Origin of the sequence: Nocardia asteroides (assembly GCF_900637185.1) — a bacterium.
GTDB lineage: Bacteria > Actinomycetota > Actinomycetes > Mycobacteriales > Mycobacteriaceae > Nocardia > Nocardia asteroides.
This window is the reverse complement of the sequence record NZ_LR134352.1, coordinates 3,744,856-3,766,245: the sequence shown is the minus strand read 5'-3', so window position 1 is coordinate 3,766,245 and position 21,390 is coordinate 3,744,856. Positions and strand designations below refer to the sequence as shown.

The 21,390-nt window shown below is 69.3% G+C and carries 22 protein-coding genes; 12 read left to right on the top strand and 10 right to left on the bottom strand.

All coding sequences use genetic code 11. The features are described 5' to 3' along the window. Position 1 precedes the first annotated feature (1 nt). Positions 2-421, bottom strand: a complete 420-nt coding sequence (locus EL493_RS17655) for a YciI family protein (protein WP_019046624.1) — start codon at positions 419-421, stop codon at positions 2-4. A gap of 231 nt (positions 422-652) precedes the next feature. On the opposite strand from EL493_RS17655, the gene EL493_RS17650 reads away from it, so the two are divergent. Both EL493_RS17650 and EL493_RS17645 read left to right on the top strand, forming a co-directional pair. Next, complete coding sequence (locus tag EL493_RS17650) at positions 653-1,432, top strand: crotonase/enoyl-CoA hydratase family protein (RefSeq protein ID WP_022567015.1); 780 nt, start codon at positions 653-655, stop codon at positions 1,430-1,432. A 7-nt stretch (positions 1,433-1,439) separates the two neighbouring features. Further along, positions 1,440-2,258 (top strand): SDR family oxidoreductase, encoded by an 819-nt coding sequence (locus EL493_RS17645; RefSeq protein ID WP_019046622.1) that lies wholly within the window; start codon positions 1,440-1,442, stop codon positions 2,256-2,258. Here the strand turns inward: EL493_RS17645 and EL493_RS17640 are convergent. Continuing rightward, a complete protein-coding gene (locus tag EL493_RS17640) occupies positions 2,242-2,862 on the bottom strand; it encodes a TetR/AcrR family transcriptional regulator (RefSeq protein ID WP_019046621.1) in 621 nt (206 codons plus the stop codon). The two genes, EL493_RS17645 and EL493_RS17640, sit on opposite strands and share 17 nt — an antisense overlap. 134 nt (positions 2,863-2,996) lie before the next feature. On the opposite strand from EL493_RS17640, the gene EL493_RS17635 reads away from it, so the two are divergent. The 3 genes from EL493_RS17635 (at position 2,997) to EL493_RS17625 (ending at position 6,438) form a co-directional block, all read left to right on the top strand. Next, positions 2,997-3,923, top strand: a complete 927-nt coding sequence (locus EL493_RS17635; protein ID WP_022567016.1) for a metal-dependent hydrolase — start codon at positions 2,997-2,999, stop codon at positions 3,921-3,923. A gap of 11 nt (positions 3,924-3,934) precedes the next feature. Then, positions 3,935-5,086 carry a hypothetical protein gene (locus EL493_RS17630; protein WP_019046619.1) on the top strand — a complete coding sequence of 384 codons (1,152 nt, stop codon included), beginning with the start codon at positions 3,935-3,937 and terminating at the stop codon, positions 5,084-5,086. Positions 5,087-5,178: 92 nt separating this feature from the next. Then, entirely contained in the window at positions 5,179-6,438 is a 1,260-nt protein-coding gene (locus EL493_RS17625) for a TetR/AcrR family transcriptional regulator (RefSeq protein WP_019046618.1), read from the top strand. Between the two features lie 43 nt (positions 6,439-6,481). Here EL493_RS17625 and EL493_RS17620 read toward each other — a convergent pair whose 3' ends face one another. After that, positions 6,482-7,627 carry an acyl-CoA dehydrogenase family protein gene (locus EL493_RS17620; RefSeq protein WP_019046617.1) on the bottom strand — a complete coding sequence of 382 codons (1,146 nt, stop codon included), beginning with the start codon at positions 7,625-7,627 and terminating at the stop codon, positions 6,482-6,484. 36 nt (positions 7,628-7,663) lie between these two features. Next, positions 7,664-9,172: an aldehyde dehydrogenase family protein gene (locus tag EL493_RS17615; protein ID WP_030204076.1), complete on the bottom strand. Its 1,509-nt coding sequence runs from the start codon at positions 9,170-9,172 to the stop codon at positions 7,664-7,666. A 221-nt stretch (positions 9,173-9,393) separates the two neighbouring features. Here EL493_RS17615 and EL493_RS17610 point away from each other — a divergent pair, with 221 nt between their 5' ends. Genes EL493_RS17610 through fadD5 form a run of 3 tightly spaced genes read left to right on the top strand, consistent with a single transcriptional unit; the run spans position 9,394 to position 12,780 of the window. Further along, complete coding sequence (locus tag EL493_RS17610) at positions 9,394-10,380, top strand: NAD(P)H-dependent flavin oxidoreductase (protein ID WP_019046615.1); 987 nt, start codon at positions 9,394-9,396, stop codon at positions 10,378-10,380. Continuing rightward, the gene (locus EL493_RS17605; RefSeq protein WP_019046614.1) at positions 10,377-11,183 is read left to right on the top strand and encodes an enoyl-CoA hydratase-related protein; all 807 of its coding nucleotides are present in this window, start codon (positions 10,377-10,379) and stop codon (positions 11,181-11,183) included. The genes EL493_RS17610 and EL493_RS17605 overlap by 4 nt, the downstream gene beginning before the upstream one ends. 22 nt (positions 11,184-11,205) lie before the next feature. Continuing rightward, entirely contained in the window at positions 11,206-12,780 is a 1,575-nt protein-coding gene (gene fadD5, locus EL493_RS17600; protein WP_022567017.1) for a fatty-acid--CoA ligase FadD5, read from the top strand. A gap of 57 nt (positions 12,781-12,837) precedes the next feature. Here fadD5 and EL493_RS17595 read toward each other — a convergent pair whose 3' ends face one another. The 3 genes from EL493_RS17595 to EL493_RS17585 all read right to left on the bottom strand — a co-directional run bounded on the left by EL493_RS17595 (position 12,838) and on the right by EL493_RS17585 (position 16,313). Further along, positions 12,838-13,881, bottom strand: coding sequence for an alpha/beta fold hydrolase (locus tag EL493_RS17595; protein WP_126405763.1), 1,044 nt, complete (start codon positions 13,879-13,881; stop codon positions 12,838-12,840). Between the two features lie 32 nt (positions 13,882-13,913). After that, entirely contained in the window at positions 13,914-15,263 is a 1,350-nt protein-coding gene (locus EL493_RS17590) for a lipase family protein (protein ID WP_019046611.1), read from the bottom strand. Positions 15,264-15,329: 66 nt separating this feature from the next. Beyond that, entirely contained in the window at positions 15,330-16,313 is a 984-nt protein-coding gene (locus tag EL493_RS17585) for an AurF N-oxygenase family protein (RefSeq protein WP_126405761.1), read from the bottom strand. Between the two features lie 186 nt (positions 16,314-16,499). On the opposite strand from EL493_RS17585, the gene EL493_RS17580 reads away from it, so the two are divergent. After that, the gene (locus EL493_RS17580) at positions 16,500-17,294 is read left to right on the top strand and encodes an oxygenase MpaB family protein (RefSeq protein WP_019049119.1); all 795 of its coding nucleotides are present in this window, start codon (positions 16,500-16,502) and stop codon (positions 17,292-17,294) included. On the opposite strand, the gene EL493_RS17575 is transcribed toward EL493_RS17580, so the two are convergent. From EL493_RS17575 to EL493_RS17565, 3 genes are all read right to left on the bottom strand, one after another. Further along, positions 17,287-18,210 (bottom strand): oxygenase MpaB family protein, encoded by a 924-nt coding sequence (locus EL493_RS17575; RefSeq protein ID WP_019049118.1) that lies wholly within the window; start codon positions 18,208-18,210, stop codon positions 17,287-17,289. The two genes, EL493_RS17580 and EL493_RS17575, sit on opposite strands and share 8 nt — an antisense overlap. A 214-nt stretch (positions 18,211-18,424) precedes the next feature. Further along, positions 18,425-19,588: a thiolase family protein gene (locus EL493_RS17570; protein ID WP_022566619.1), complete on the bottom strand. Its 1,164-nt coding sequence runs from the start codon at positions 19,586-19,588 to the stop codon at positions 18,425-18,427. A gap of 120 nt (positions 19,589-19,708) precedes the next feature. Next, on the bottom strand, positions 19,709-19,990 hold the full coding sequence (locus EL493_RS17565; RefSeq protein WP_126405759.1) for a hypothetical protein: 282 nt from the start codon (positions 19,988-19,990) through the stop codon (positions 19,709-19,711). Between the two features lie 70 nt (positions 19,991-20,060). On the opposite strand from EL493_RS17565, the gene EL493_RS17560 reads away from it, so the two are divergent. The 3 genes from EL493_RS17560 to EL493_RS17550 are packed head-to-tail and all read left to right on the top strand — an operon-like array spanning position 20,061 to position 21,389. Beyond that, on the top strand, positions 20,061-20,285 hold the full coding sequence (locus EL493_RS17560; RefSeq protein ID WP_019049116.1) for a hypothetical protein: 225 nt from the start codon (positions 20,061-20,063) through the stop codon (positions 20,283-20,285). Continuing rightward, positions 20,285-20,470, top strand: a complete 186-nt coding sequence (locus EL493_RS17555; protein WP_019049115.1) for a hypothetical protein — start codon at positions 20,285-20,287, stop codon at positions 20,468-20,470. Before EL493_RS17560 ends, EL493_RS17555 begins: the two co-directional genes overlap by 1 nt. 34 nt (positions 20,471-20,504) lie before the next feature. Continuing rightward, on the top strand, positions 20,505-21,389 hold the full coding sequence (locus EL493_RS17550; protein ID WP_019049114.1) for an MlaE family ABC transporter permease: 885 nt from the start codon (positions 20,505-20,507) through the stop codon (positions 21,387-21,389). Position 21,390 lies beyond the last annotated feature (1 nt).

Sequence of the window (21,390 nt, the reverse complement as noted above, 5' to 3'; positions counted from 1 at the left end):
ATCAGACCTGCCCGGTGGACTCGCGCCACGCCCGTTCCCGCTTGATCCACTCGTTGTCCTGCGGGAACTCGTCGATCGAGGGGATGCGGCGGATCTCGGTCTTGACCCCGGGCCCGGTCATCGGCATCCGCTTGGCCCACTCCACCGCCTCCTCCTTGGAGGCGACATTGAGGATGTAGAAACCGCCGAACAGTTCCTTGGTCTCGCCGTACGGGCCGTCGGTGACGACCGGGGTCTCCGAGGCGTAGTCGACGACCACGCTCTCGGAGGCCTGGTCGAGTCCCTCGGCGGCGACGAGCACGCCCGCCCGGATGAGTTCGTCGTTGTAGCGGCCCATGGTTTCCAGGATCTCGCTGAACTCGTACTGGTCCATCGCGGCCCAGGCCTCGTCGGTCGCGCGCATGATCAGCATGTACTTCATGGTGTGTCTCCTCGGTAGGTACGGATTCGTGTCATCCCTAGGTCGAACGGGCGGGGCCGCCGATCGACAACCGATCGAAACTTTTTTCCACGAGCGTCGTTCGCAGCCTACGACGGGCGGTGCGCGAGTTCACGAACGCCGATCCGGCTCCTCACGGCGGCGCGGCGTGATACATGTCGAAGGGACCTGTCACGCGAGACCGCGGGCGGGCAGCGAAGCAAGGAGTCAACAGTGAGCGCAGTCCTCGTCGAGCAACGCGAGCATGTGCTGGTCGTCGTCATCAACCGGCCGCAGGCCATGAACGCCGTCGACGCCGAGGTCAGCACCGGAGTGGGCGAGGCTCTCGTCCAGGCCGAGACCGATCCGCAGATCCGCGCCGTCGTGCTCACCGGCGCCGGCGAGCGGGCCTTCTGCGCCGGCGCCGACCTCAAGGCGATCGGCCGCGGGCAGAACATCCTGGCGCCCGGCCACGAGGATTGGGGCCTGGCCGGGTACGTGCGGCATCCGATCAGCAAGCCGACCATCGCCGCGGTCAACGGTTTCGCCCTCGGTGGCGGTACCGAACTGGTCCTGGCCAGCGACCTCGCCGTCGCCGCCGAGACGGCCACCTTCGGGCTTCCCGAAGTGGCGCGCGGATTGTTCGCGGCCGCCGGTGGCGCCTTCCGGCTGCCCGAGCAGCTCCCACGCAAGGTCGCCATGGAGATGATCCTGACCGGCGAGCCGATCACCGCCGCCCGCGCGCTGGAACTCGGGCTGGTCAACCGGGTGGTCCCCGCGGAGATGGTGCTCGACGCCGCGCTCGAGCTGGCGGGCCGCATCGCCGAGAACGCGCCGCTGGCGGTGCAGGCGAGCAAGCGGGTCGCGCTCGGCCTGGTCGACGGCAAGATCGACGACGACGCGGCCTGGGACCTCACCAACCGCGAGATCATGGGCGTCGCGCGCACCGAGGACGTCCGCGAGGGCACCCTCGCCTTCGCCGAGAAGCGCAAGCCGAACTGGCAGGCGCGCTGACCTCGCGATGCGGATCCTGATCCTGGGCGCCTCCGGTTTCGTCGGCAGCGCGCTGCACGCGCAGCTGGGCGCCACCCACGAGGTGGTCGGGACCGGTCGCGGCGGCGGCGCCGGGCTGGTCGCGCTGGATCTCGCCGACGCCGCCGCGGTCCGCGCACTCGTCGCGGACCGCGCCGACGTGGTGATCCACGCCGCCGGCCTCGTGGATCTGGCTGCCGCGCAACGCGATCCCGACGCGGCCTACGCGGCGAACGTGGCCCCGATGCCCGCGCTGCTGGACACGGTGGACGACGCAGGCGCGAAACTGGTGTACCTGTCGACCGACAACGTCTTCGACGGCACCCGCGACTCCTACGACGAGACCGCCCTGCGTACCCCGATCAACGTCTACGGCTGCACCAAGGCCTCGGCCGAGCATCTGGTCCTGGCCCGCGCCGGTCATCTCGTCGTCCGGCTGCCGCTGGTCTACGGGCGCAGCCCGCGCTCGGACAAGTTCCTCGCCCGCTTCACCGCGCCCACCGTCGAGGCGCGCACCGACATCGTCGGCACACCGCTGTATCTGCCCAGCCTGGCGCCGCTGCTCACCCAGCTGTTCGAGGAGTCCGGGGTTGTCCACGTCGCGGGCGCGCAGGTGGCCAGCCGTTACGAGCTGATGACCCGGGTGCGCGACCGGCTCGGTGCGCGGACCCAGGTCGTGCCCACCGATCAGGAGTCCGCGCCACCGGATTGCCCACGGCCGCAACGGCTCATCCTGCGCAGTGTGCGCCACCCGCTGACCGGTCCCGACATCGAGACCGCGCTCGACGACCTCATCGGTCACGCGTGAGCGCCGCCTGCGCGCTGATCGCGGTCCCCATCCAGCGGCGCAGGTAACGCCGCAGCTCGGCGCCGTCGCGGGGCGGGTCGCCCGGCGACAGGAAGAACGACTGCATGGTGCGCAGCGCGTATTCGACGAGATCGCGCAGCGCCGCCTCGTCGTACCCGTGGGCGGTCCAGTCCACGTCGAAGCGCCGGATCATGGTCATGCCGAAGGCCTGTGCCTCCTCGGAGGTGAGGCTGTCGGTGTGGGTGTTGGTGTAGGAGCTCGACAGCAGGATGCCCAGGTGCGGGGTGCGGCGGACCTCGGTGAGGGTGTAGATGACGGCTTCGATCATCGCCTCGGCCGGGTCGCCGAGGCCGGCGACATGGGCGGTCAGCCGGTCCAGGAAGCCGTCCACCGAGGCGATGGCGGCGGCCGTCATCAGCGCGTCGGCGCTGGGGAAATACCGGTACACGGTCTGGCGGATGACGCCGAGGGATTCGGCGACGTCGGCGATGGAGATCTCCGCGCCGGTCCGGCCGATGAGTTCGACTGCGGCGGCGATGATCCGGCGCGATGCTTCCGCATCGTCAGCCGGTGGACTGCCACCCCATCCACGTCTGCGCGCCACCGGGTGGACGCTAGCACAACCCCTGGTCAGAGCGAATTCTACGAAAGTGATCATACACACTTGCGCCGGTTCGTATGATTGCCTCAATCGCCCGAGCGGCACGCGCACGCCCGAAACCAACGAGGTACTTCACCGTGACCGAACTTCACGTCCGCAAAATGGACTTCGCCTTCGCCGACCACGATGTGCCGTTCCTGTGGAACCCGCAGAACCCGGCCTTCTCCTCGATGGCCAACGCGGTCTCGTTCCTGGCGATCGGCTTCGAGAAGATGATCGTGCAGCTGATCACGCAGGCGAAGCCGCAGATCACCGACCCGGAGGTGGCCGAGGAGGCCGACGCCTTCATGCGTCAGGAGGGTCAGCACTCGACCGCGCACCGCCAGCACGTGAAGGCGCTGATCCGCCGCTACCCCGGCCTGCAGCAGACCCTCGACGCGGTGATCGCCGAGTTCGACAAGCTCACCGCGAGCACCCCGATCAAGTACCGCCTGGCCTACACCGCCGACCTCGAGGCCACCTTCACACCGGTGTTCAAGCTCATGCTCGACAACGACGCGAACCTGTTCGCCCCCGGCGACGACCGCGTCGCCTCGCTGTTCATCTGGCACTTCGTCGAGGAGGTCGAGCACCGCAGTTCCGCGCTGATCATCTTCAACTCCGTCGTCGGCAGCGAGCTGTACCGGATGCGGGTGGCGCCCTCGATCTTCCGGCACGTCCTGCAGGTGATCCGGGTGGCCTGCGAAGGCTTCAACGAGCATGTGCCGCTGGCGGATCGGCAGGTCGACGCGCTGTCGATGTTCGCCAACTACCGTCGCGGGCAGACCCTGCGCCGGTGGCTGCCCGGCCTGCGCCCCGCCGACAACGGCACCATGCCGCGCGCGTTCGACGACCTGGGCCTGGGCGAGCAGCTGGTGGCACTGGGCGGCATCATCCGCAGCCAGATGCCCCGGCACAATCCCGAGCACGAGAACCTGCCCGCCCTGGCCGACGAGTGGTTCCGCCGCTACGACGAGGGCTACGACGTGACCCGGTGGTACACCGCCGATTCCGTGAGCTCGTAGGAGGCCGACCCGTGAGCGAACACTGTTCCCCCACCTTCGCCGACCTGGCAGGCCAGCTCGGGTTCTCCTGCGCCGAAGCGGGCGGGCTCGTCGAGTTCCGCAACCCCTTCGCCCTGGAGAACTGGACGCTGCCGGTGCTCGAGCTCACCATCGTGATCGGGGCCGTCCTGGCGCTCTGGTACGCGATCGTGCGGCTGCGCAGGCACGGCGATCCGACCGACCTGGTGCTGTGGTTCGGCGCCACGGCCTACCTGTTCGTCATCGAGCCGCCGCTGTACTTCCCGGCCGCGTTCGGCATCGAGGACCACGTCGACACGATGTTCGCGCACAACGTGTTCACCGTCGACTTCCTGTGGGGCCGATTGCCGATCTACATCGTGGCGATCTATCCGTTCATGGCCACCGTGGCCTTCGGGATCGTCCGGATGCTCGGGGTGTTCCGGCGCTACGGCACCCTGGTCGGCGCCACCTGTGTCGGCTTCGTCCATCACGCGTTCTACGAGATCTTCGACCACATCGGCCCGCAGCTGCGCTGGTGGGAATGGTCGGTGGACAATCCCATCAACCAGCCGATGTTCGACGCGGTCCCGGTGGGCAGCGTGGTGGTGTTCGCCGCGCTGTGGCCGATGTCGCTGGCCTTCTGCGTGCAGTACTTCGTGGGCAGGCACGTCGACGCGGGCCGGGACTTCGCCGGTGTCGAATTGGTCTGGCGCACTGTGGTGATCGGGCTGCTCGCATCGGTCGGCACATTCCTGCTGCCGCTGCCCGCGACGGTGCTCGGCGCGAGCAGCACCACCGTGCGCGGGGTGGTCTACGCGCTGGAACTGATCGCGCTGTCGGTGGTCGGCGCGGTCGTGCTGGTCCGGCGCTGGCGTGACCTGCGCCGGGGCGACGGGGACGGGCCGGGCTATGTCAATCCGTTCGTCCAGCGGTACGCCGTGGTCTATCTGGTGGTGATGGCCGGGCTGTGGCTCGCCGCGCTGCCGGACTTCTTCGCCGCCGTCGACGGTGAGACCGCGAACGGTGACCCGATCGGCAATCTCTGGTACACCGTGGCCTGTTTCGTCATCGCGACCCTGGCGGTCGTGGCCACGTTCACCGTTCCGCGCGGCGGTGACGCCACCGCGGAACCGGTCGCCGAGAGCACCGCGGTGACCAGCTAGACCGCACCGCTCGGTGCGCGCCGCGCGAGCGTCGCGGCGCGCACCGAGGAGTACCGGTCGGACCGGCCGAGACGCCTCCGTACCATCGAGATATGAGCGTCACCGACCACAGCCCGCGCACGGCCGACTCCAACCCGGCCGCGACCGGGACGCATCCGGCCACGCCGGAGCGGGTCGTGCGCCGCCGCCCCAAGAACCGCCGCGCGCAGATCGCCGCCGAGGCGGCCGCCGCGTTCGGCGCCCACGGGTACCACGGGGTGAGCATGGAGGACATCGCCCGCCGCCTCGACATCAGCTCGGCCGCGCTCTATCGCCACTACCGCAGCAAGTACGCGCTGTTCCGCGAAGAGCTGTTCCGCCTGGCCGATCTCACCATCGAGGCGGTGACACTGCCCGAGGACGCCGCGGACCGGACGCCGCAGCAGCGCTGGGACCACGTCGTCGACGCGATCATCACCAAGACCGTCGCCAACCGCTCCACCACCGCGCTCGTGCGCTGGGAACGCCGCTACCTCGAGGACGAGGATCGCCGGGCGCTGGACGCCAAGTTCGCCGAGGCCGTGCGCCTGCTCGGCGACCGGGTGCGCGAACTGCGCCCCGAGCTGTCCCGCGACGATGTCGCGGTCCGTTCGGTGGCGATGTTCAGCGTGGTCAGCAGCATCGGCGATCATCACGCGAGCCTGCCGACCCGGCTGCTGACCCCGCTGCTCGCCTCGGCCTGCCTGGCCCTGCGCGAGGTCGACCTGCCCGCGCCCGTCCGGACCGGCCCGCCGGCCGAACCGGACACCGGGTCCGCGCCGTTCATGCACGAGGTGCTGCTGACCAAGTCGGTGGATCTGTTCCACGAGCGCGGCTATCAGAACGTCAGCGTCGAGGACATCGCCACCGCGGCCGAGCTCGCCACCGCCTCGGCGGTGTACCGCTACTACCGCAGCAAGAGCGACCTGCTGGCCGCCGCGTTCCGGCGCGCGGCCGACATCGTCTCGGGGTCGATCGGCCCCATGGTGGCCGCCTCGGCTTCGCCCGCCGCGGCGCTGTCGGGCCTGATCGACCTGTATGTCGAGGGCTCGTTCGAGGCCAGGGCGCTCACCTACGTGTACTACGCCGAATTCCGCAATATCGCGGCCGAGGACCGGGTGACCCTGCAGCACATCCAGCAGCTCGTCATCGCCGAGTGGACCAAACTGCTGGTCCAGGTCCGGCCCGAGCTGTCCGAGGCCGAGGCGCGCATCCTGGTTCACGCCGGCTTCGCCCTGGTCGTGGACCTGGGCCGGGCCTTCGGCGACGACGGCGCCGCCCCGCAGAACCGGGTGATCACCCTCCAGCGCGCCACCCTGTTCGGGCACGCCTGACGCGCCGCCGGACCGACCGGGCCCGGCGACGCGTCCGTCCGGGCTAGAGGCCCAGGGTGCGACCGATGATGTCGCGCTGGATCTCGCTGGTGCCGCCGAAGATGGTCGACACCAGGGCGCCGCGCACGTGCTTCTCCATGTCGAACTCGCGCGCGTAGCCGTAGCCGCCCATCATCTGCATGCCCTCCAGCGCCACCCGCTTGCTGGTCTCGGTGGCCTTGAGCTTGGCCATCGACGCTTCGCGGGCCAGCATCTTGGTGGGGTTGGCGTCGGCCTCCCTGGCCACGTTGTAGACCAGCAGCTTGGTGCATTCGATCTCGGTGGCCAGATCGGCCAGCCGGTGCCGCAGCGACTGGAACGTGCCGATCGGCCTGCCGAACTGCTTGCGCTGGGTCACGAACGCCAGGGTGTCCTCGAACGCGCGCTCGGCGGCGCCCAGGCTCATGGCGGCCAGGATGAGGCGCTCGAAGTTGAGCCCGGTCATCAGCTGACGCCAGCCGTTGCCCTCCTCGCCGACCACCGCGTCCTCGGGCAGCACGCAGTCGGTGAAGTACAGATCGTTGGTCTCGGTCTGGTTGCCCATCAGCTCGATCGGGCTGATCTGCAGGCCCGGCGTGTTCGCGGGCACGTGGAACATGGTGAGGCCCTCGTGCTTTCCGCCCTCCTTCGAGGTGCGGGCGACGAGCAGGATGTTCTCGGAGATGTGCGCGTTGGAACACCAGGTCTTCTGGCCGTTGATCAGCCAGCCGTCGGCGGTCTTGACCGCCTTGGTCGACAGGTTGCCCACATCCGAGCCCGCCTCGGGCTCCGACATCGAGATCGACTGGGAGGCACCGCGCACGATGCCGCGCAGCACGTCTTCCTTCTGCGCTTCGGTGCCGAACTTGGCGTAGGCGCCGCCGGTGATCAGCGTCGGGCCGATCGCGCCGATCGGCAGCATGCCGCGCAGCGACTCCTCCAGCAGGATGCACATGTCGACCATGGAGGCGTCCGAGCCGCCGTACTCCTCGGGCACCGTCAGGCCCAGCCAGCCGAGTTCGGCCATCTTCGCGTACACGCCGGGGTTGTGCTGCTCGGAGTCGTGCGCGGTGAGCGCGTCACGCTGCTCCCTGGTGCCCGCCTCGCGCTTGGCGAACGCGGCCACCGCCGCGGCGAAATCCTTCTGTTCCGGGCTGAATTCGACGCCCATGCTGTGTTCCTCTTTCCTACGGATGGATGGTTGGGTCTACTTGGCCCGGCCGAAGCGGCGAGCGGTGAGCTTGCGCACGGTCGACAGCGTCGACTCGGTGCGGGCGAACGACAGGAGCGCCATGCCGGGAATCACGAAGCGCTGCCGCGCGATCGAGTGCGGCCGGGTGAAGCCGAGCAGGCCGGCGGCACCGTGGATGCGGCCGATGCCGGACTCGCCGACACCGCCGAAGGGCAGCGCCGGGATGGCCGCGTAGGCGGCCGGGCTGTTCACCGAGGTGGCGCCCGCGCGCAGCTTGCGCGCGATCTCCATGCCGCGCTTGCGGGAGAACACCGACGAGGCGAGCCCGAACTCGCTGGCGTTGGCCAGCGCGATCGCCTCCTCGACGTCGGCCACCGCGCGCACGGTCAGCGTGGGACCGAAGGTCTCCTCGGTCACCGCCGTGGAGTCCTCGGGCACGTCGACCAGCACGATCGGCGCGACGAAGGGAGCCTCGATCGACTCCGGTCCGCCGACGAGCGCACGGCCGCCCTTGGCCAGGGCGTCCGCGACGTGCTTGCTGATCACGTCGACCTGACTGGGCAGGGTCATCGGACCGTAGGAGGCGTCGGATCCGGTGCCGGGGCGCAGCTCGCTGACGCGCTGGGTGAGCTCGGACAGGAACTTGTCGTACACCGAGGCCACCACGTAGCAGCGCTCGGTGCCGACGCAGGTCTGCCCGGAGTTCGACATCGCCGACCAGGCGATCGCGTCGGCGGCCGCCGCGACATCGGCGTCCTCGGCCACGATCGCGGCGTCCTTGCCGCCGCACTCGAGCACGACCGGGGTGAGCCGGGCGGCCGCGGCGGCCATGATGCGCTTGCCGGTCGCGGTGGATCCGGTGAAGGCGATCATGTCGACGCCGGATTCCACCAGCGCCCGGCCGGTCTCCCCCGGCCCGCTGACGACGCTCAGAATGCCCTGGGGCAGTGAGGGATTCGCCTTCGCGAAGGCGTCGGCGTACCAGTGGCCGATGCCGGTGGTGAGCTCGCTCGGCTTGAACACCACGGTGTTGCCCGCCGCCAGCGCGTAGGCGATCGAGCCGTTGGGGGTGTAGACCGGGTAGTTCCACGGCCCGATCACGCCGACCACGCCGTACGGGCGCTGCTCGACGACGGCCTCGTGATTGGCCATCATCAGGCCCGGCCACACCTTCTTGGGCGCCAGGACCTTGCGCGCGTTCACCGCCGCCCAATTCAGGTGTTCGACGGCGGTGATCAGTTCGAGGTAGGCGTCGTCGACCGGCTTGCCGTTCTCGGCGCTGATCAGCGCGCAGAATTCGTCGCTGTGCACGACGAGATGAGCCGCCCACCGTTGTAAGGCCCGCTTCCGCTCGGTGAACCCGAGTTCACGCCAGGTCCGCGCGGCGCCGCGGGCCCGCTCGACGGCGGCGGCGACCGCGGCGGCGTCGTCGACGGCCCAGCGGCCGACCGGCTCACCGGTCGCCGGGTTCGCGGTGGCGAGCATTGTCGCAGAAACGGGCGTAGTAGTGGGGGTTTCGGTCATCCTCGACCATCCTTCATCCAGCTCGGTGGCCATCCCGCCGGCCGGTCGACCGGACAGGACACGCTCAGGATCCAGCGGCGTGCGCACCCTGTTGACAGGCCGCGCCTGACGCCGTTAAGTTAATCACAATTCTCGCTAAGTTAATCATGGTTCTCGTCGGTTGCAAAGCGTTCCTGGTGGACCGCGGCCGACGGGAACGTCGAATCCGGAGGGAGGGCGCGATGTTGCGCACCCGATTCACCGAGGCATTCGGTGTCGAGCACCCGATCGTGCAGGGTGGGATGATGTGGGTCGGCCGAGCCGAGCTCGCCGCGGCGGTGTCCAACGCCGGCGGCCTGGGCATCCTCACCGGGCTGACCCAGCCCACGCCCCAGGCGCTGCGCGAGGAGATCGCCCGCACCAGAGACCTCACCGACAAGCCGTTCGGGGTGAATCTGACGATCCTGCCGTCCATCACGCCGCCCCCGTACGAGGAGTACCGCCAGGCGATCATCGACGGCGGCGTGCCCATCGTGGAGATCGCCGGCGGCAACCCGGCCACCCACCTGCCCTTCCTCAAGGACGCCGGGATCAAGGTGCTGCACAAGTGCACCAGCGTCAAGCACGCGCTCAAGGCCCAGCAGGTCGGCGTCGACGGCGTGAGCATCGACGGCTTCGAATGCGCCGGGCACCCGGGTGAGAACGACACCCCCGGCCTGGTGCTGATCCCGGCGGCGGCGCGGGAGCTGGAGATCCCGATGATCGCCTCGGGCGGTATCGCCGACGCGCGCGGCCTGGTCGCCGCGATGGCGCTGGGCGCCGACGGGGTCAACATGGGCACCCGGTTCCTGTGCACCGTCGAGTCGCCGATCGCGCACACGGTCAAGGAGCAGATCGTCGCCAACACCGAGCTCGACACCAAGCTGATCTTCCGGACCATGAACAACACCGCCCGCGTCGCCGACAACGCCGTCAGCCGCCAGGTGGTCGAGATCGAGCGCGCCGGTGGCACTTTCGCCGATGTGCGCGACCTCGTCGCGGGCGCGCGTGGCCGGAAGGTCTACGAGGAGGGCGATGTGGACGCCGGGATCTGGAGCGTCGGTCAGTGCCAGGGCCTGATCCGCGACATCCCCACCTGCGCCGAACTGGTCGCGCGGATGGTGCGCGAGGCCGAGGAACTCATCGCGGGCCGCCTGGCCGGCTCGATCGTCGAGGCGGTGGCGCGATGAGCGAGAGCATCCACCTCGACATCGAACACGGTGTCCTGCGCATCACGATCGACCGCCAGGCCAGGATGAACGCGATCGACCTGGCGACCATGGCCGAGCTGGGCGAGGCGATCACCGCCGCCGCCAACGAGCCGACGACCCGGGTCATCGTGCTCACCGGCGCGGGCACCGCGTTCTGCACCGGCGCCGACCTGGCCGCCGCCGCGGCCGCGGGCGGCAACGAGGCCTCCCCCGAGGTCGTGATGGACCGCGCCAACGACGTCATCCGCGCGATCGTCGACTCGCCGCTGCCGGTGATCGCCGAGGTCAATGGCCCCGCCGCCGGCGTCGGTACCTCCATCGCGCTGGCCGCCGACCTGATCTACGCGGCCGAGGGTGCCTACCTGCTGCTGCCGTTCACTTCCATCGGCCTGATGCCCGACGGCGGCGCGACCGCCGTCGTGGCGGCCGCGATGGGCCGGGCCAGGGCCGCGGAGCTGGCGCTGCTCGGCGGCAGGCTGCCCGCGGCCGAGGCCGCGGCGGCGGGCCTGATCACCCGCAGCGTGCCCGCCGAGGAACTGCGCGAGCAGGTCGACACGGTCGCCGCCAAGCTCGCGGTCGGGCCGCGGCGCGCGCTGGAACTCACCAAGGCCGCGATCAACGCGGCGACCCTGCCCGAGCTCGACGGTGCGCTCGCGCGGGAGAAGACCGGCCAGATCGAGCTGCTCACCTCCGCGGACTTCCTCGAGGGGATGACCGCCATGCTCACCCGCCGCGCCCCCAAGTTCGCCGGCGCGCCCAGCCCGGTCGCCGATCCGGCCTAGTTCCCCCGTCAAGGAGACGACGATGTCCATTGCCGCAGAACCGATGCGCTCGCGACGCAATCACTGGATGAACCAGATCGCGATCCACGCCACCACCATCCCGGACGCGCCCGCGCTGCGCTATCTCGGCAAGACCACCACCTGGGGCGAACTGCACGCGCGCGTCGGCCGCCTGGCCGACGCGCTGGCCCGCCGCGGTGTCGGCGCGGGCGACCGGGTGCTGATCCTGATGCTCAACAACACCGAGTACATCGAATCGGTGTTCGCGATCAACACTCTCGGCGCCATCGCGGTGCCGGTGAACTTCCGGCTCACCCCGCCCGAGATCGCCTACCTGGTCACCGACAGCGGCGCCACCGCGATCATCACCGAGGCGATGTTCGCCCCGCTGGTCACCGCGGTCGCGGGCCAGACCGGCGGCCTCGAGACCCGCATCGTGGTCGGGGTGGGCACCTGTGAGGGGCTGCTCGGCTACGACGACTTGCTCGCCGAGGAGGGCGCGCCGCACGAGCCGCTCGACGTGGCCGAGGACACCGCCGCGCTGATCATGTACACCTCCGGCACCACCGGAAACCCCAAGGGCGCGGTGCTCACCCACCTCAACATGCAGTCCCAGGCGCTCACCTGTATCCGTGCCATGCGCTACGCGGGCGACGACATCGCCTTCTGCGCGTCGCCGCTGTTCCATATCGCCGGTTTGGGTTCGGTCGCCGCGTGTTTCGTGCTCGGCGCGCTGACGGTGATCCACCCGCTCAAGGCCTTCGACGCCACCGAGGTGCTCGACGCCTGGGAGCGCGAACGCGCCACCTCGGTGTTCCTGGTGCCCGCGCAGTGGCAGATCGTCTGCGCCGATCCCTCGGTGCCGCAGCGTGATCTGCGGCTGCGGGTGATCAGCTGGGGCGCGGCCCCCGCCTCCGACACCGTCCTGCAGGCCATGGCCGACACCTTCCCAGACGCGCTGAACGTGGCGGTGTTCGGGCAGACCGAGATGTCGCCGATCACCTGCGTGCTCGACGGCGAGGACGCGATCCGCAAGCTCGGGTCCGTGGGCAAGCCCATCCCGACCATCGCCACCCGGATCGTGGACGACGAGATGAACGACGTCGCCCCGGGCGAGATCGGCGAAATCGTTTACCGCGGACCGACGCTGATGCGCGAGTACTGGAACAATCCGCGGGCCACGGCCGACGCGTTCGCCGGCGGCTGGTTCCACTCCGGTGACCTGGTGCGCCGCGACGAGGAGGGCTTCGTCTATGTGGTCGACCGCAAGAAGGACATGATCATCTCCGGCGGCGAGAACATCTACTGCGCCGAGGTGGAGAACGTGCTCTTCGCCCATCCCCGGATCCGCGAGGCCGCGGTGATCGGCCGGGTCGACGACAAGTGGGGCGAGGTGCCGGTGGCGATCGTGGCCGTCGAGGACGACGCCGAGATCAGCCTGGCCGATCTGGAAGACCATCTCAACGCGCACCTCGCGCGCTACAAGCATCCGAAGGATCTGGTCGTGGTCGAGACCCTGCCGCGCAATGCCGGCGGCAAGGTAGTCAAGCACGAACTGCGCAAGCTGCACGGCTCGGCCGCCATCGTCGGCGGCTGATCCCGGTCCCCGGTGGGCACCGCAGGGGGGAGCCCACCGGGGACCGCGCGGTCCCGGTCAACCGCGCAGGAATTCCTCGATCGCGGGCCAGGTGCTGTCCGCGGCGGACACGTTGGCCAGCAGGCCGAGATGGCCGCCGGTGACCTCCACGAAGCGGGCCTCGGCGGCATTGGGCAGCACCGCCAGGCCACGCCGGACCGCGGCGGCGGGCACGACCAGGTCGGTGCGGCTGCCCACCAGCAGGACCCGGCAGGTGACCTTGGCCAGCTCGATCACCAGGTCCGACCGCAGCCGGATCGAGCCGCGCGCGAGTTCGTTGCGCACCACCAGACTCCGGTAGATCTGCCAGGACGAGCGGCCCGGGTAGCCGGGCATGCTCGACATGAAGCGGTCGGTGGCCTCCATCCGTGCCAACGCCTCGGTGTCGAGGGCGTTGCGCGCCAGATACAGCGGACGGGTCAGTTCCCGGTCGAAGGCCTGCAACCGGAACGCGAGCTGGACGAACTCCTCCGGAATCCCGCCCATCAGCTTGCTGATCAGCGCCATCTCCCGGCCGCCGGTGACCTTGCCCGCCAGGCGCAGCGGCTGCAGCAGCGGGGTGCGCGACTGGTCGATCGGGGTGGCCAGGCCGGTGATCGAGGCGATCGGCAGGTCCGGCTGGGCGGCCGAGGTGAGCAGCGCCAGCGCGCCGCCGAGCGACCAGCCGATGATGTCCACCGGGCCGTCGTGGTCGTGGGCGACGCGCAGGATCGCCTCGGGCAGGATGTCGTGGGTCCAGTCCTCGAGCCCGAGATCCCGGTCGGCGTAACCGAATCGGCCGTAGTCGAGCACATACGGCTGCCTGCCCTGGTCGAGCAGGAAGCGCACCAGGCTCTGTCCCGGCCGCAGGTCGAAGCACGCCGGCGTCACCGCCAGCGGCGGCACGAGCAGGACCGGATTCCCGGTCGCCGGTGTCGCGCGGTCGTACCGGCGCAACTGCCGGTGCTTGCCCTCGTACACCGTCATCGACGGCGCCGGCCGCGCCGATTCGAGCCCACCACCGAAGGACACCGACCACACGTTGCGCACCGCGCGCCGAGCCTCGGCAACGATCGCCACCACCACAGAACCCCTCTACTTCCCCGGTCGGCTCGTCACGCCGCGTGCCGCGCCTCGTCGGCGGTCTCGCCGAGACCGGGCCGGATCGCCGAACCGCTCAGCGGCCGCGCGAACAGCACCTGGACCGCGGCTCGGGCGAGCGCGCCCAGCCCCTGGCGGCCCGCCCGCAGGCCGAGCACACTCCACACCGTGCGGGTCTGCGACGGCGTCGCGGGGGCTCCGGCGAACCGGTCGGCCAGCCAGTTCAGGCTCAGCGGGGTCGACAGCGCCAGCAATGTGATGTGCTCGCTCAACCGGTCGCGCAGGTAGGTGACGTGGGCGCCGTGCGCGCGGTAGCGCTCGACCAGCGCGTCGATGTCGGCGGTCGCGATGATCTGATCGTGCACGGCCTGCACCACGAGCAGCGGGACCGCGGGCGCGCGGGTGCCCAGTTCGGCATCGGTGAACATCGCCACCATCGCCTCGAGCGCCAGCAGATCGGCGACCGGCACGGCGGTGTGCTTGCCGACGTTGTAGCGCGCCAGCCGCAGCACCGAGGCACCCGTCGTCGACCGGGACGCGCGTTCGAGCACCTTCATGCCCGCCTCGCTGACATGGAGGCCGAGCGCGGCGTCGAAGTCCGGGTACACCCGGCGCAGCGCGGCGACGACGAGCGTGGGCAGACCAGCGTGCAGGCCGCCGTTGAGCCGGTGGAAGGTCGCGACCAGATCACCGACGGGCGAGCCGAGCACCGCGCCGACGATGTCGAGTTCCGGCGCGTAGTCCGGGGCCATCTCCGCGGCCCACGAGGTCGCCAGACCGCCGCCGGAGTAGCCCCACAGCCCTACCTGGGCCTGCGGATTCAGCCCGAGCGGGGCGAAATTCAGTGCGGCGCGGGCGCCGTCGAGGGCGCGGTAGCCGGGTTCGCGGGGCGCGCCCCAGGCGCCGAGCATGCCCTCGTGATCGGGAATCGAGATGGCCCAGCCGCGGCTCAGCGCGTCGGCGAAACAGAGCAGTTCGACGTGGGCGAAGGTGCCGATCGCGCGCGAGCCGCGCTGCAGCGCGTAGGACGGGAATCCGCGCGAAGTCACCGCGTCGATGGCGCACTGGAACGACAACAGCGGCGTCGCCCGGTCAGCGCCGCCGACCGGCGCGATGACCGTAGTCACCGAGGCGTCGGGCTGTCCGTTCAGTTCGGTGGTGCGGAACAGCAGCTGCCAGGCGGTCACCTTCAGCGGGATCAGCCCGAAGGCGGCGAGGTCGATCGGCCGCCACCGCAGGACCGTGCCCTCCGGCAGCTGCTCGAAGCCGGCCGGTGCCCGGTAGAACGGGTCGTCGTCGGGCAGGACCGCGCCGGCGGGGGCGGGCCAGCTCTCGGCGTTCGATCGGGTGGGGTCGGCAGTCAACGGTGAACTCCAGGGAAGGTGGGAAGCCGGACCGGTCGCGGTGACCGGTCCGGCACGGGGGGACGGTCAGGCGGCGCGGCGGGCCGGTTCGCTGCGGTAGCGCGAGGCCGGGCCGGAGATGCCGAGCAGGCGCCAGGCGAGCTTGGCGACCGGGTTCATCATGCCGGTGGTCGTGACCAGCGCGCGGACGTCACCGAAGACGTCGCGCATGGTGGCCTGTGACTCGGGGCTGCCCCAGTACGCCTCGCGCATCACCTCGGCGGGGATGTCGAACTTCTCCCGGAACTCCTTGGGCGGCGTGGCGATCATGTCGAGCATGATCCGCATGGCGATCGGGAAAGCCACCGACAGCACGGTTTTGGTGACCGGGTTCATCGAGGGCACGTTCTTGCGCAGGTATTCGTGCGCGAAGGAGATGTGCCTGGCTTCCTCGGCCACATGGATCTGCATCACCCGCTGCACCATCGGATGCAGGTCGACTCCGGCGCGCAGCAGCGACTTCTGCAGGTGATCGATCGGCTCCTCACCACCGAGGATCATCGTGAAGAACAGCTCCGGGAAGTACTTCACCGCGGGCCAGATCACCATCGTCAGCTTGCGGTCGATGCTGCCCATGCCGACCACATCGCGGTAGCCGATGCGGTTGATCATCTCCTGGAACATCATCGTGTGGTTGCACTCTTCGGCCGCCTCGTGGGTGACGTACCGGAACTCCGGATCACCGTTGGGCACCGAGACCAGGTACTGCATCAGCCCGCGGATCAGCAGCTGCTCGAAATCCAGGCCGACCTTGGCGATCCCCGCCTGACGCCACATGCCCATGGCGATCTGGCGCTCGACCGGCTGCGCCTTGTACCAGGGGTGGCGGCCCAGCGGGTCCTCCTCCGGCATGATCCAGCGCGGGTCATCGGCGTGCACGGCGAATTCCGGTGCGTCCCAGTCGATGTCGACATAGGGATCGAAGTGTTTGGTCACGGACCCTTCGGACAGACTGCGCAGGATCTCGTGGTAGCCGGGGTCGCCCGGCTGCTTGGCGGTGGACAGCGTCATCGATGTCTCCTCAATACGGTGCTGCCATCCAGTTTAGTGGTACCAGCGGTACCACACAAGTGTTGACGCTACCAAGTGTCACACCTATTGGACGCCGACCGCAAACGCAGAATGTCAAATCACATCACCTGCGCTTGAGCACCATTACCTGTCACATATCTTCAGAATGTGCAGTAACTTATTGGTATGACAGTGCGAGCCGGCTCACTCCTGCGACGCCATCTCGGCGATCGCCGCTTCCTGCTGACACTGCCGCGCGCGGTCGGCCTCCAGGTCCTGCATCCGGTGATCGCCACCGCCCTCGTCGAGCACGCGCCCTATCGCCTGTGGCTGCACAAGCGACGCACCGTCTCCCAGATGATCTATCTCGCCCACTCCGGGCGGACGGCCGATTCGGTGATCCGTTTCGCCCACGAACACGTCAAGGGCGTCGACGATCGCGGGCTGCGCTACCACGCGCTGCACCCCGAGGTCTTCCTGTTCCAGCACGCGACCTACGTCGAGACCCTGATGACCGCGGCCGAGGTGTACGGCCCCGCCCTCACGGCGGACGACCGCGAGCTCCTGTATCAGCAGACCTGCGACTGGTACCGGACCTACGGCGTGAGCGACCGGGACCTCCCCCCGACCTGGTCCGACTTCACCGACTACTTCACCGAGGCGTGCGCCACCCGGTTGCGCCGCAGCCCGGCCGCGGACGAACTGCGCGACCAGGTGCTGCGACCCGACGAATGGATCGTACGACATCTACCCGACGGCGCGGTCCGCGCGCTCCAGCATCCCCGCGCGGTCGAGCTGTTCGACATCCCGCGCCGCCCGGCCGACGCCGCCACCCTGCGCGCCGTCGCCGCAACGGTCCGCACCGGATTCGCGCTGGCGCCCAGCCGGATCCGGCGCGTCTCCCAGGCCCGCCTGCCCCAGCGCGAGATCAGCGAGGGGCCGCCGGCGCCGCGCGCCGACGACCCCTGCCCGGTCAGATGAGCGCCTTCTGCTTCCGGATCCGCCGCCGCACGTCCGACATCATCGCGTAGGTGCCCGCGAACCGGACGAACCGCGGAATGAACCGGTTCACGAATCCGACGAACAGGAACAGATTCTCGAAGCGGCGCTGATCGGACTCGCTCCACTCCACGCCCATCTGGTCGCGGAAGTGCGGCGGCAGGAAGCCCGCGGTGAGGAACCGCAGCAGCCCGCCGAACATCAGCCGGAACGACCAGTGGATCATCCGCAGATTCACCAGATCGCCGATGTAGGCGCGGAAGTCGTCGTCGCACACCACCTGCCTGCATGCCTCGACCCAGTAGTCGTCGAAGTCGGCCCTGGTCGCGGGCCACATGTCCGGGTGCACCTGCAGCGTGGTGCCGAAGGTGTCGGAGCCCTGGTAGAAGTGCTCGAGCTCCTCGGGACTCATCTTCCCGCAGAGCAATTGGTGGGTGTCCTCGTAGCCGATGTAGATCGCCGCCGCCACATACATCTGCAGGTCACGGTCGAAGGCGTTGTACTTCACCTTCGAGTCCGGGCCCGACCGGACCTGCCGATGGGCGACGTTCACCGCTTCGCGCATCGCCAGCTTGTCCTCGTCGGTGCCGAGTACCGCCACCGCCAGATAGGCAGCGGTGGTGCGCAAGCGCTTCCACGGGTGCACCATCAGCGCACCCGACTCGACCTTGCTCTCCATCACCCCGGCCGCGACACCACGGTGCGAGAACTGCATCGCGACATTGGCCGCGGCGCCGGCGAACATCCAGAAGTCCAGCGCGTCGGCCAGGTGCGCGGGTCGCTTCCGGGGGGAGCGGTGATGGTCGGGGATGTGGATCCGCACCTGCTCCAGCGTCAGCGACGGGAGCGCCGACGGCTCCTCGTAGTGGGATTCACCAGGCTTCGATGCCACGGTCATTCGGAAGTCCTTTCGAGTGCTGCCGCGCCGGGCGTACCGCCGCACGCCGGCTGTACGCGCACCCCTCGTCGACGCGGTGCGCCGCCGAGCAGAGTCCCGACGACCCCGTTATGTTACCAACCATTCTGGGCTGACAGACGTCTTATTCAGGTATTTCAGTCCGCTATGTAACTACTGGATCAGAACTCGACTCGGCGGAGCGCCGCAGCGACCGCTACAACCGTTCGATGATCGTGGCGTTCGCCAGGCCACCGGCCTCACACATGGTCTGCAGCCCGTACCTGCCACCGGTCTGCTCGAGATGGTTCACCATCGTCGCGAGCAGCCGCGTCCCGGAGGCGCCGAGCGGGTGACCGAGCGCGATCGCGCCACCACGCGGGTTCACCCGTTCCGGGTCGGCACCGAGCTCGTGCTGCCACACCAGCGGCACCGGCGCGAACGCCTCGTTCACCTCGAAGGTGTCGATGTCGTCGACCGTGAGCGAGACCCGCTCGAGCGCCTTGCGCGTCGCCGGGACCACCGCGGTGAGCATGAGCGTCGGATCGTCGCCCGCCACCGCGAACGAGTGGAATCGGGCGCGCGGGGTCAGCCCGAGTTTCGCCGCGGTCCGCTCGCTCATGATCAGCGCCGCCGACGCGCCGTCGGTCAGCGGCGAGGAGTTACCCGGGGTCACCGACCAGGAGATCTCCGGAAACCGCGCCAGCGCGTCCGGATCGGTGAAGGCCGGGCGCAGGTTCGCCAGCCCCTCCACGGTGGTTTGCGGGCGGATCGTCTCGTCCGCGGCGAGGTCACCCACGGCCACGAGCTCGGCGTCGAACCCGCCCGCGGCCGCGGTGGCCGCGGCGAGCCGGTGCGAGCGGGCCGCGAACTCGTCGAGCGTCGCACGGTCCAGCTTCCACCGGGCCGCGAGGATCTCGGCCGCGATCCCCTGGCCGATCAGCCCGTCGGGATACCGCGCCGCGAGCGGGCCGCGCAGCGCGTCCTTGCCCTGGGCGTTGGAGAACATGGGCGCCCGGCTCATCGACTCCACACCGCAGGCGATCGCCACGTCGTACGCGCCGGCCAGCACGCCCTGGGCGGCGAAGTGAACGGCCTGCTGGCTGGACCCACACTGGCGGTCCACCGTGGTCGCCGGCACCGATTCGGGAAATCCGGCCGCCAGCACGGCCGTTCGGGAGATGTTGCTCGACTGCTCGCCACTCTGGGTGACACAGCCACCGACGACATCGTCGACGAGGGCCGGGTCGATCCCGGTGCGTTCCACCAGCTCGGCGAGGACACCGGCGAGCAGCGTCGCCGGATGCACCGACGACAACCCTCCGCCCGCTTTCCCCCGCCCGGACGGAGTTCGGACTACATCGACGATGACCGCGGACATCTTGATCCTCCTGCGCAACCACCGACCCTCGGCGGCCTCAGCCCACTAAGTTAATCACGATTCCGCTTGTGATCGACCATTGATTCCGACGATAACGCGTGATAGACCGCGTACCGCGCGTCATGTTACCGTCGATTCCGCATCGAGAGGCGAAGTCGGGGGCGCGATGCACACCACCCCGTCGCCGCCGGGCAGCGTCGCCCGGCGGCGACGGGGTGCCCGGACGGCACTGCGCCGATTCGCCGACGGATTCGTCGCGATTTCTCTCACATTTTCCAGAATCCGTAGTAACTTAACGATCGCGATCACCACGGGCGAGCGCATGATCATCGGATTCACTGCGATGTTGCCGAGCGATCGACCATCAAACAACCACCCTGTTGCCAGAATCCTCGGCAACATTTCGGACCATGGAACCGGCGGCTACCACCGACGGCACCCGAGGTCCCGCGGAAAGGAACACCGGTACCCCATGCTCCGACGGCTGGACAGGCTCTTGAGCTACGAGATGAAGGTCTCCGAGTTCCTCGGCACCCTCATCATCATCGGCATCCCCTACGGGCTGGTCGGCGTCGTCTGGACGCTCACCCACACCGCGCACCTGCGCAATCTCTACGGCGCCGACCTGGTGATCTCGTTCCTGGGCTCGATCCTGTGCTGGCCGGTCCTGATCTTCGCGAATGTGACGATGACCTGATGATGGCGCTGGTCTGGGTCATCGACATCGTGGTGACCATCGTCAAGATTCTCGGCGGCCGAACGCAGGTCAATCCCGTTCTCCGCGTAGGCATGTGGATCACGCTGCTGTGTGTCCTGCTCGCCGGCCTCGCCGCGGGCGTGGGCCTGGTCCTGCTTCTCGAACGCTGGCTGAGCACGCTCTGAACCGCCGCGATCACCTCTCGCGCAGCAAGAAAGGATGCGGTGCAGCGTGACCTCCACCGAACATTCCCCGGCGCGGCCGACGCCGCCGGAACCCTCCGAGGTCGGCCGGATCGCCGACAGCCTCGGCGGGCTGTGGCAACGCCACCCCCAGCAGTCGGTCGAGACGCTGGGCAGGCAGGTCCTGCTCGGGCGGGCCGCCGTCGTCGCGCTGGTCGTGTCGATCGCCCGACGGCGCTTTCCCTTCCAGGAGTTCGTCCGCCAGTGCGCGTTCATGGCCAACGTCTCCGCGGTGCCGACGGTGTTCGTCGCCATCCCGGTCGCGGTGGTCGTGTCGATCCAGGTCGGCGCGCTGGTCAATCAGGTCGGCGCCACCACCTTCATCGGCGCGGTCGCCGGACTCGGCATCATCCGCCAGGGCGCCCCGCTGGTCACCTCGCTGATGATCGCCGGCGCGGTCGGCTCGGCCATCTGCGCCGATCTCGGCTCGCGCACCATCCGCGAGGAGATCGACGCCATGAAGGTGATGGGCGTCGACCCCGTGCGCAGGCTGGTCGCGCCCCGGCTGGCCGCCGCGGTCCTGGTCAGCATGCTGCTGTGCGGGTTCATCGTGTTCGTCGGTTTCGCCACGGCGTACCTGTTCAACGTCTACGCCCAGCACGGCACGCCCGGGTCGTTCATCAGCTCGTTCGCCTCGTTCGCGGTCGCCAACGATCTGCTGGTGGCACTGGTGAAGGCGGCGATCTTCGGCGCGCTCACCGCGATCATCGCCTGCGACATCGGTTTGCACACCAAGGGCGGGCCCGGCGGTGTCGCCAACTCGGTGAACTCGGCGGTGGTGACCTCGGCGCTGATGCTGTTCGCCACCAACATCATCGTCACCCAGCTGTACAACACGCTCTTCCCGGCGAAGGTGGTGTGAG

What these genes read in the sequence shown, in the direction of transcription:
- EL493_RS17565 (WP_126405759.1), bottom strand. Translation starts at nt 19,990, where the DNA reads ATGTTGCCGAGGATTCTGGCAACAGGGTGGTTGTTTGATGGTCGATCG.
- EL493_RS17645 (WP_019046622.1), top strand. Translation starts at nt 1,440, where the DNA reads ATGCGGATCCTGATCCTGGGCGCCTCCGGTTTCGTCGGCAGCGCGCTG.
- EL493_RS17555 (WP_019049115.1), top strand. Translation starts at nt 20,285, where the DNA reads ATGATGGCGCTGGTCTGGGTCATCGACATCGTGGTGACCATCGTCAAG.
- EL493_RS17605 (WP_019046614.1), top strand. Translation starts at nt 10,377, where the DNA reads ATGAGCGAGAGCATCCACCTCGACATCGAACACGGTGTCCTGCGCATC.
- EL493_RS17610 (WP_019046615.1), top strand. Translation starts at nt 9,394, where the DNA reads ATGTTGCGCACCCGATTCACCGAGGCATTCGGTGTCGAGCACCCGATC.
- EL493_RS17655 (WP_019046624.1), bottom strand. Translation starts at nt 421, where the DNA reads ATGAAGTACATGCTGATCATGCGCGCGACCGACGAGGCCTGGGCCGCG.
- EL493_RS17585 (WP_126405761.1), bottom strand. Translation starts at nt 16,313, where the DNA reads ATGACGCTGTCCACCGCCAAGCAGCCGGGCGACCCCGGCTACCACGAG.
- EL493_RS17625 (WP_019046618.1), top strand. Translation starts at nt 5,179, where the DNA reads ATGAGCGTCACCGACCACAGCCCGCGCACGGCCGACTCCAACCCGGCC.
- EL493_RS17575 (WP_019049118.1), bottom strand. Translation starts at nt 18,210, where the DNA reads ATGACCGTGGCATCGAAGCCTGGTGAATCCCACTACGAGGAGCCGTCG.
- EL493_RS17615 (WP_030204076.1), bottom strand. Translation starts at nt 9,172, where the DNA reads ATGACCGAAACCCCCACTACTACGCCCGTTTCTGCGACAATGCTCGCC.
- EL493_RS17550 (WP_019049114.1), top strand. Translation starts at nt 20,505, where the DNA reads ATGCGGTGCAGCGTGACCTCCACCGAACATTCCCCGGCGCGGCCGACG.
- EL493_RS17570 (WP_022566619.1), bottom strand. Translation starts at nt 19,588, where the DNA reads ATGTCCGCGGTCATCGTCGATGTAGTCCGAACTCCGTCCGGGCGGGGG.
- fadD5 (WP_022567017.1), top strand. Translation starts at nt 11,206, where the DNA reads ATGTCCATTGCCGCAGAACCGATGCGCTCGCGACGCAATCACTGGATG.
- EL493_RS17560 (WP_019049116.1), top strand. Translation starts at nt 20,061, where the DNA reads ATGCTCCGACGGCTGGACAGGCTCTTGAGCTACGAGATGAAGGTCTCC.
- EL493_RS17620 (WP_019046617.1), bottom strand. Translation starts at nt 7,627, where the DNA reads ATGGGCGTCGAATTCAGCCCGGAACAGAAGGATTTCGCCGCGGCGGTG.
- EL493_RS17580 (WP_019049119.1), top strand. Translation starts at nt 16,500, where the DNA reads ATGACAGTGCGAGCCGGCTCACTCCTGCGACGCCATCTCGGCGATCGC.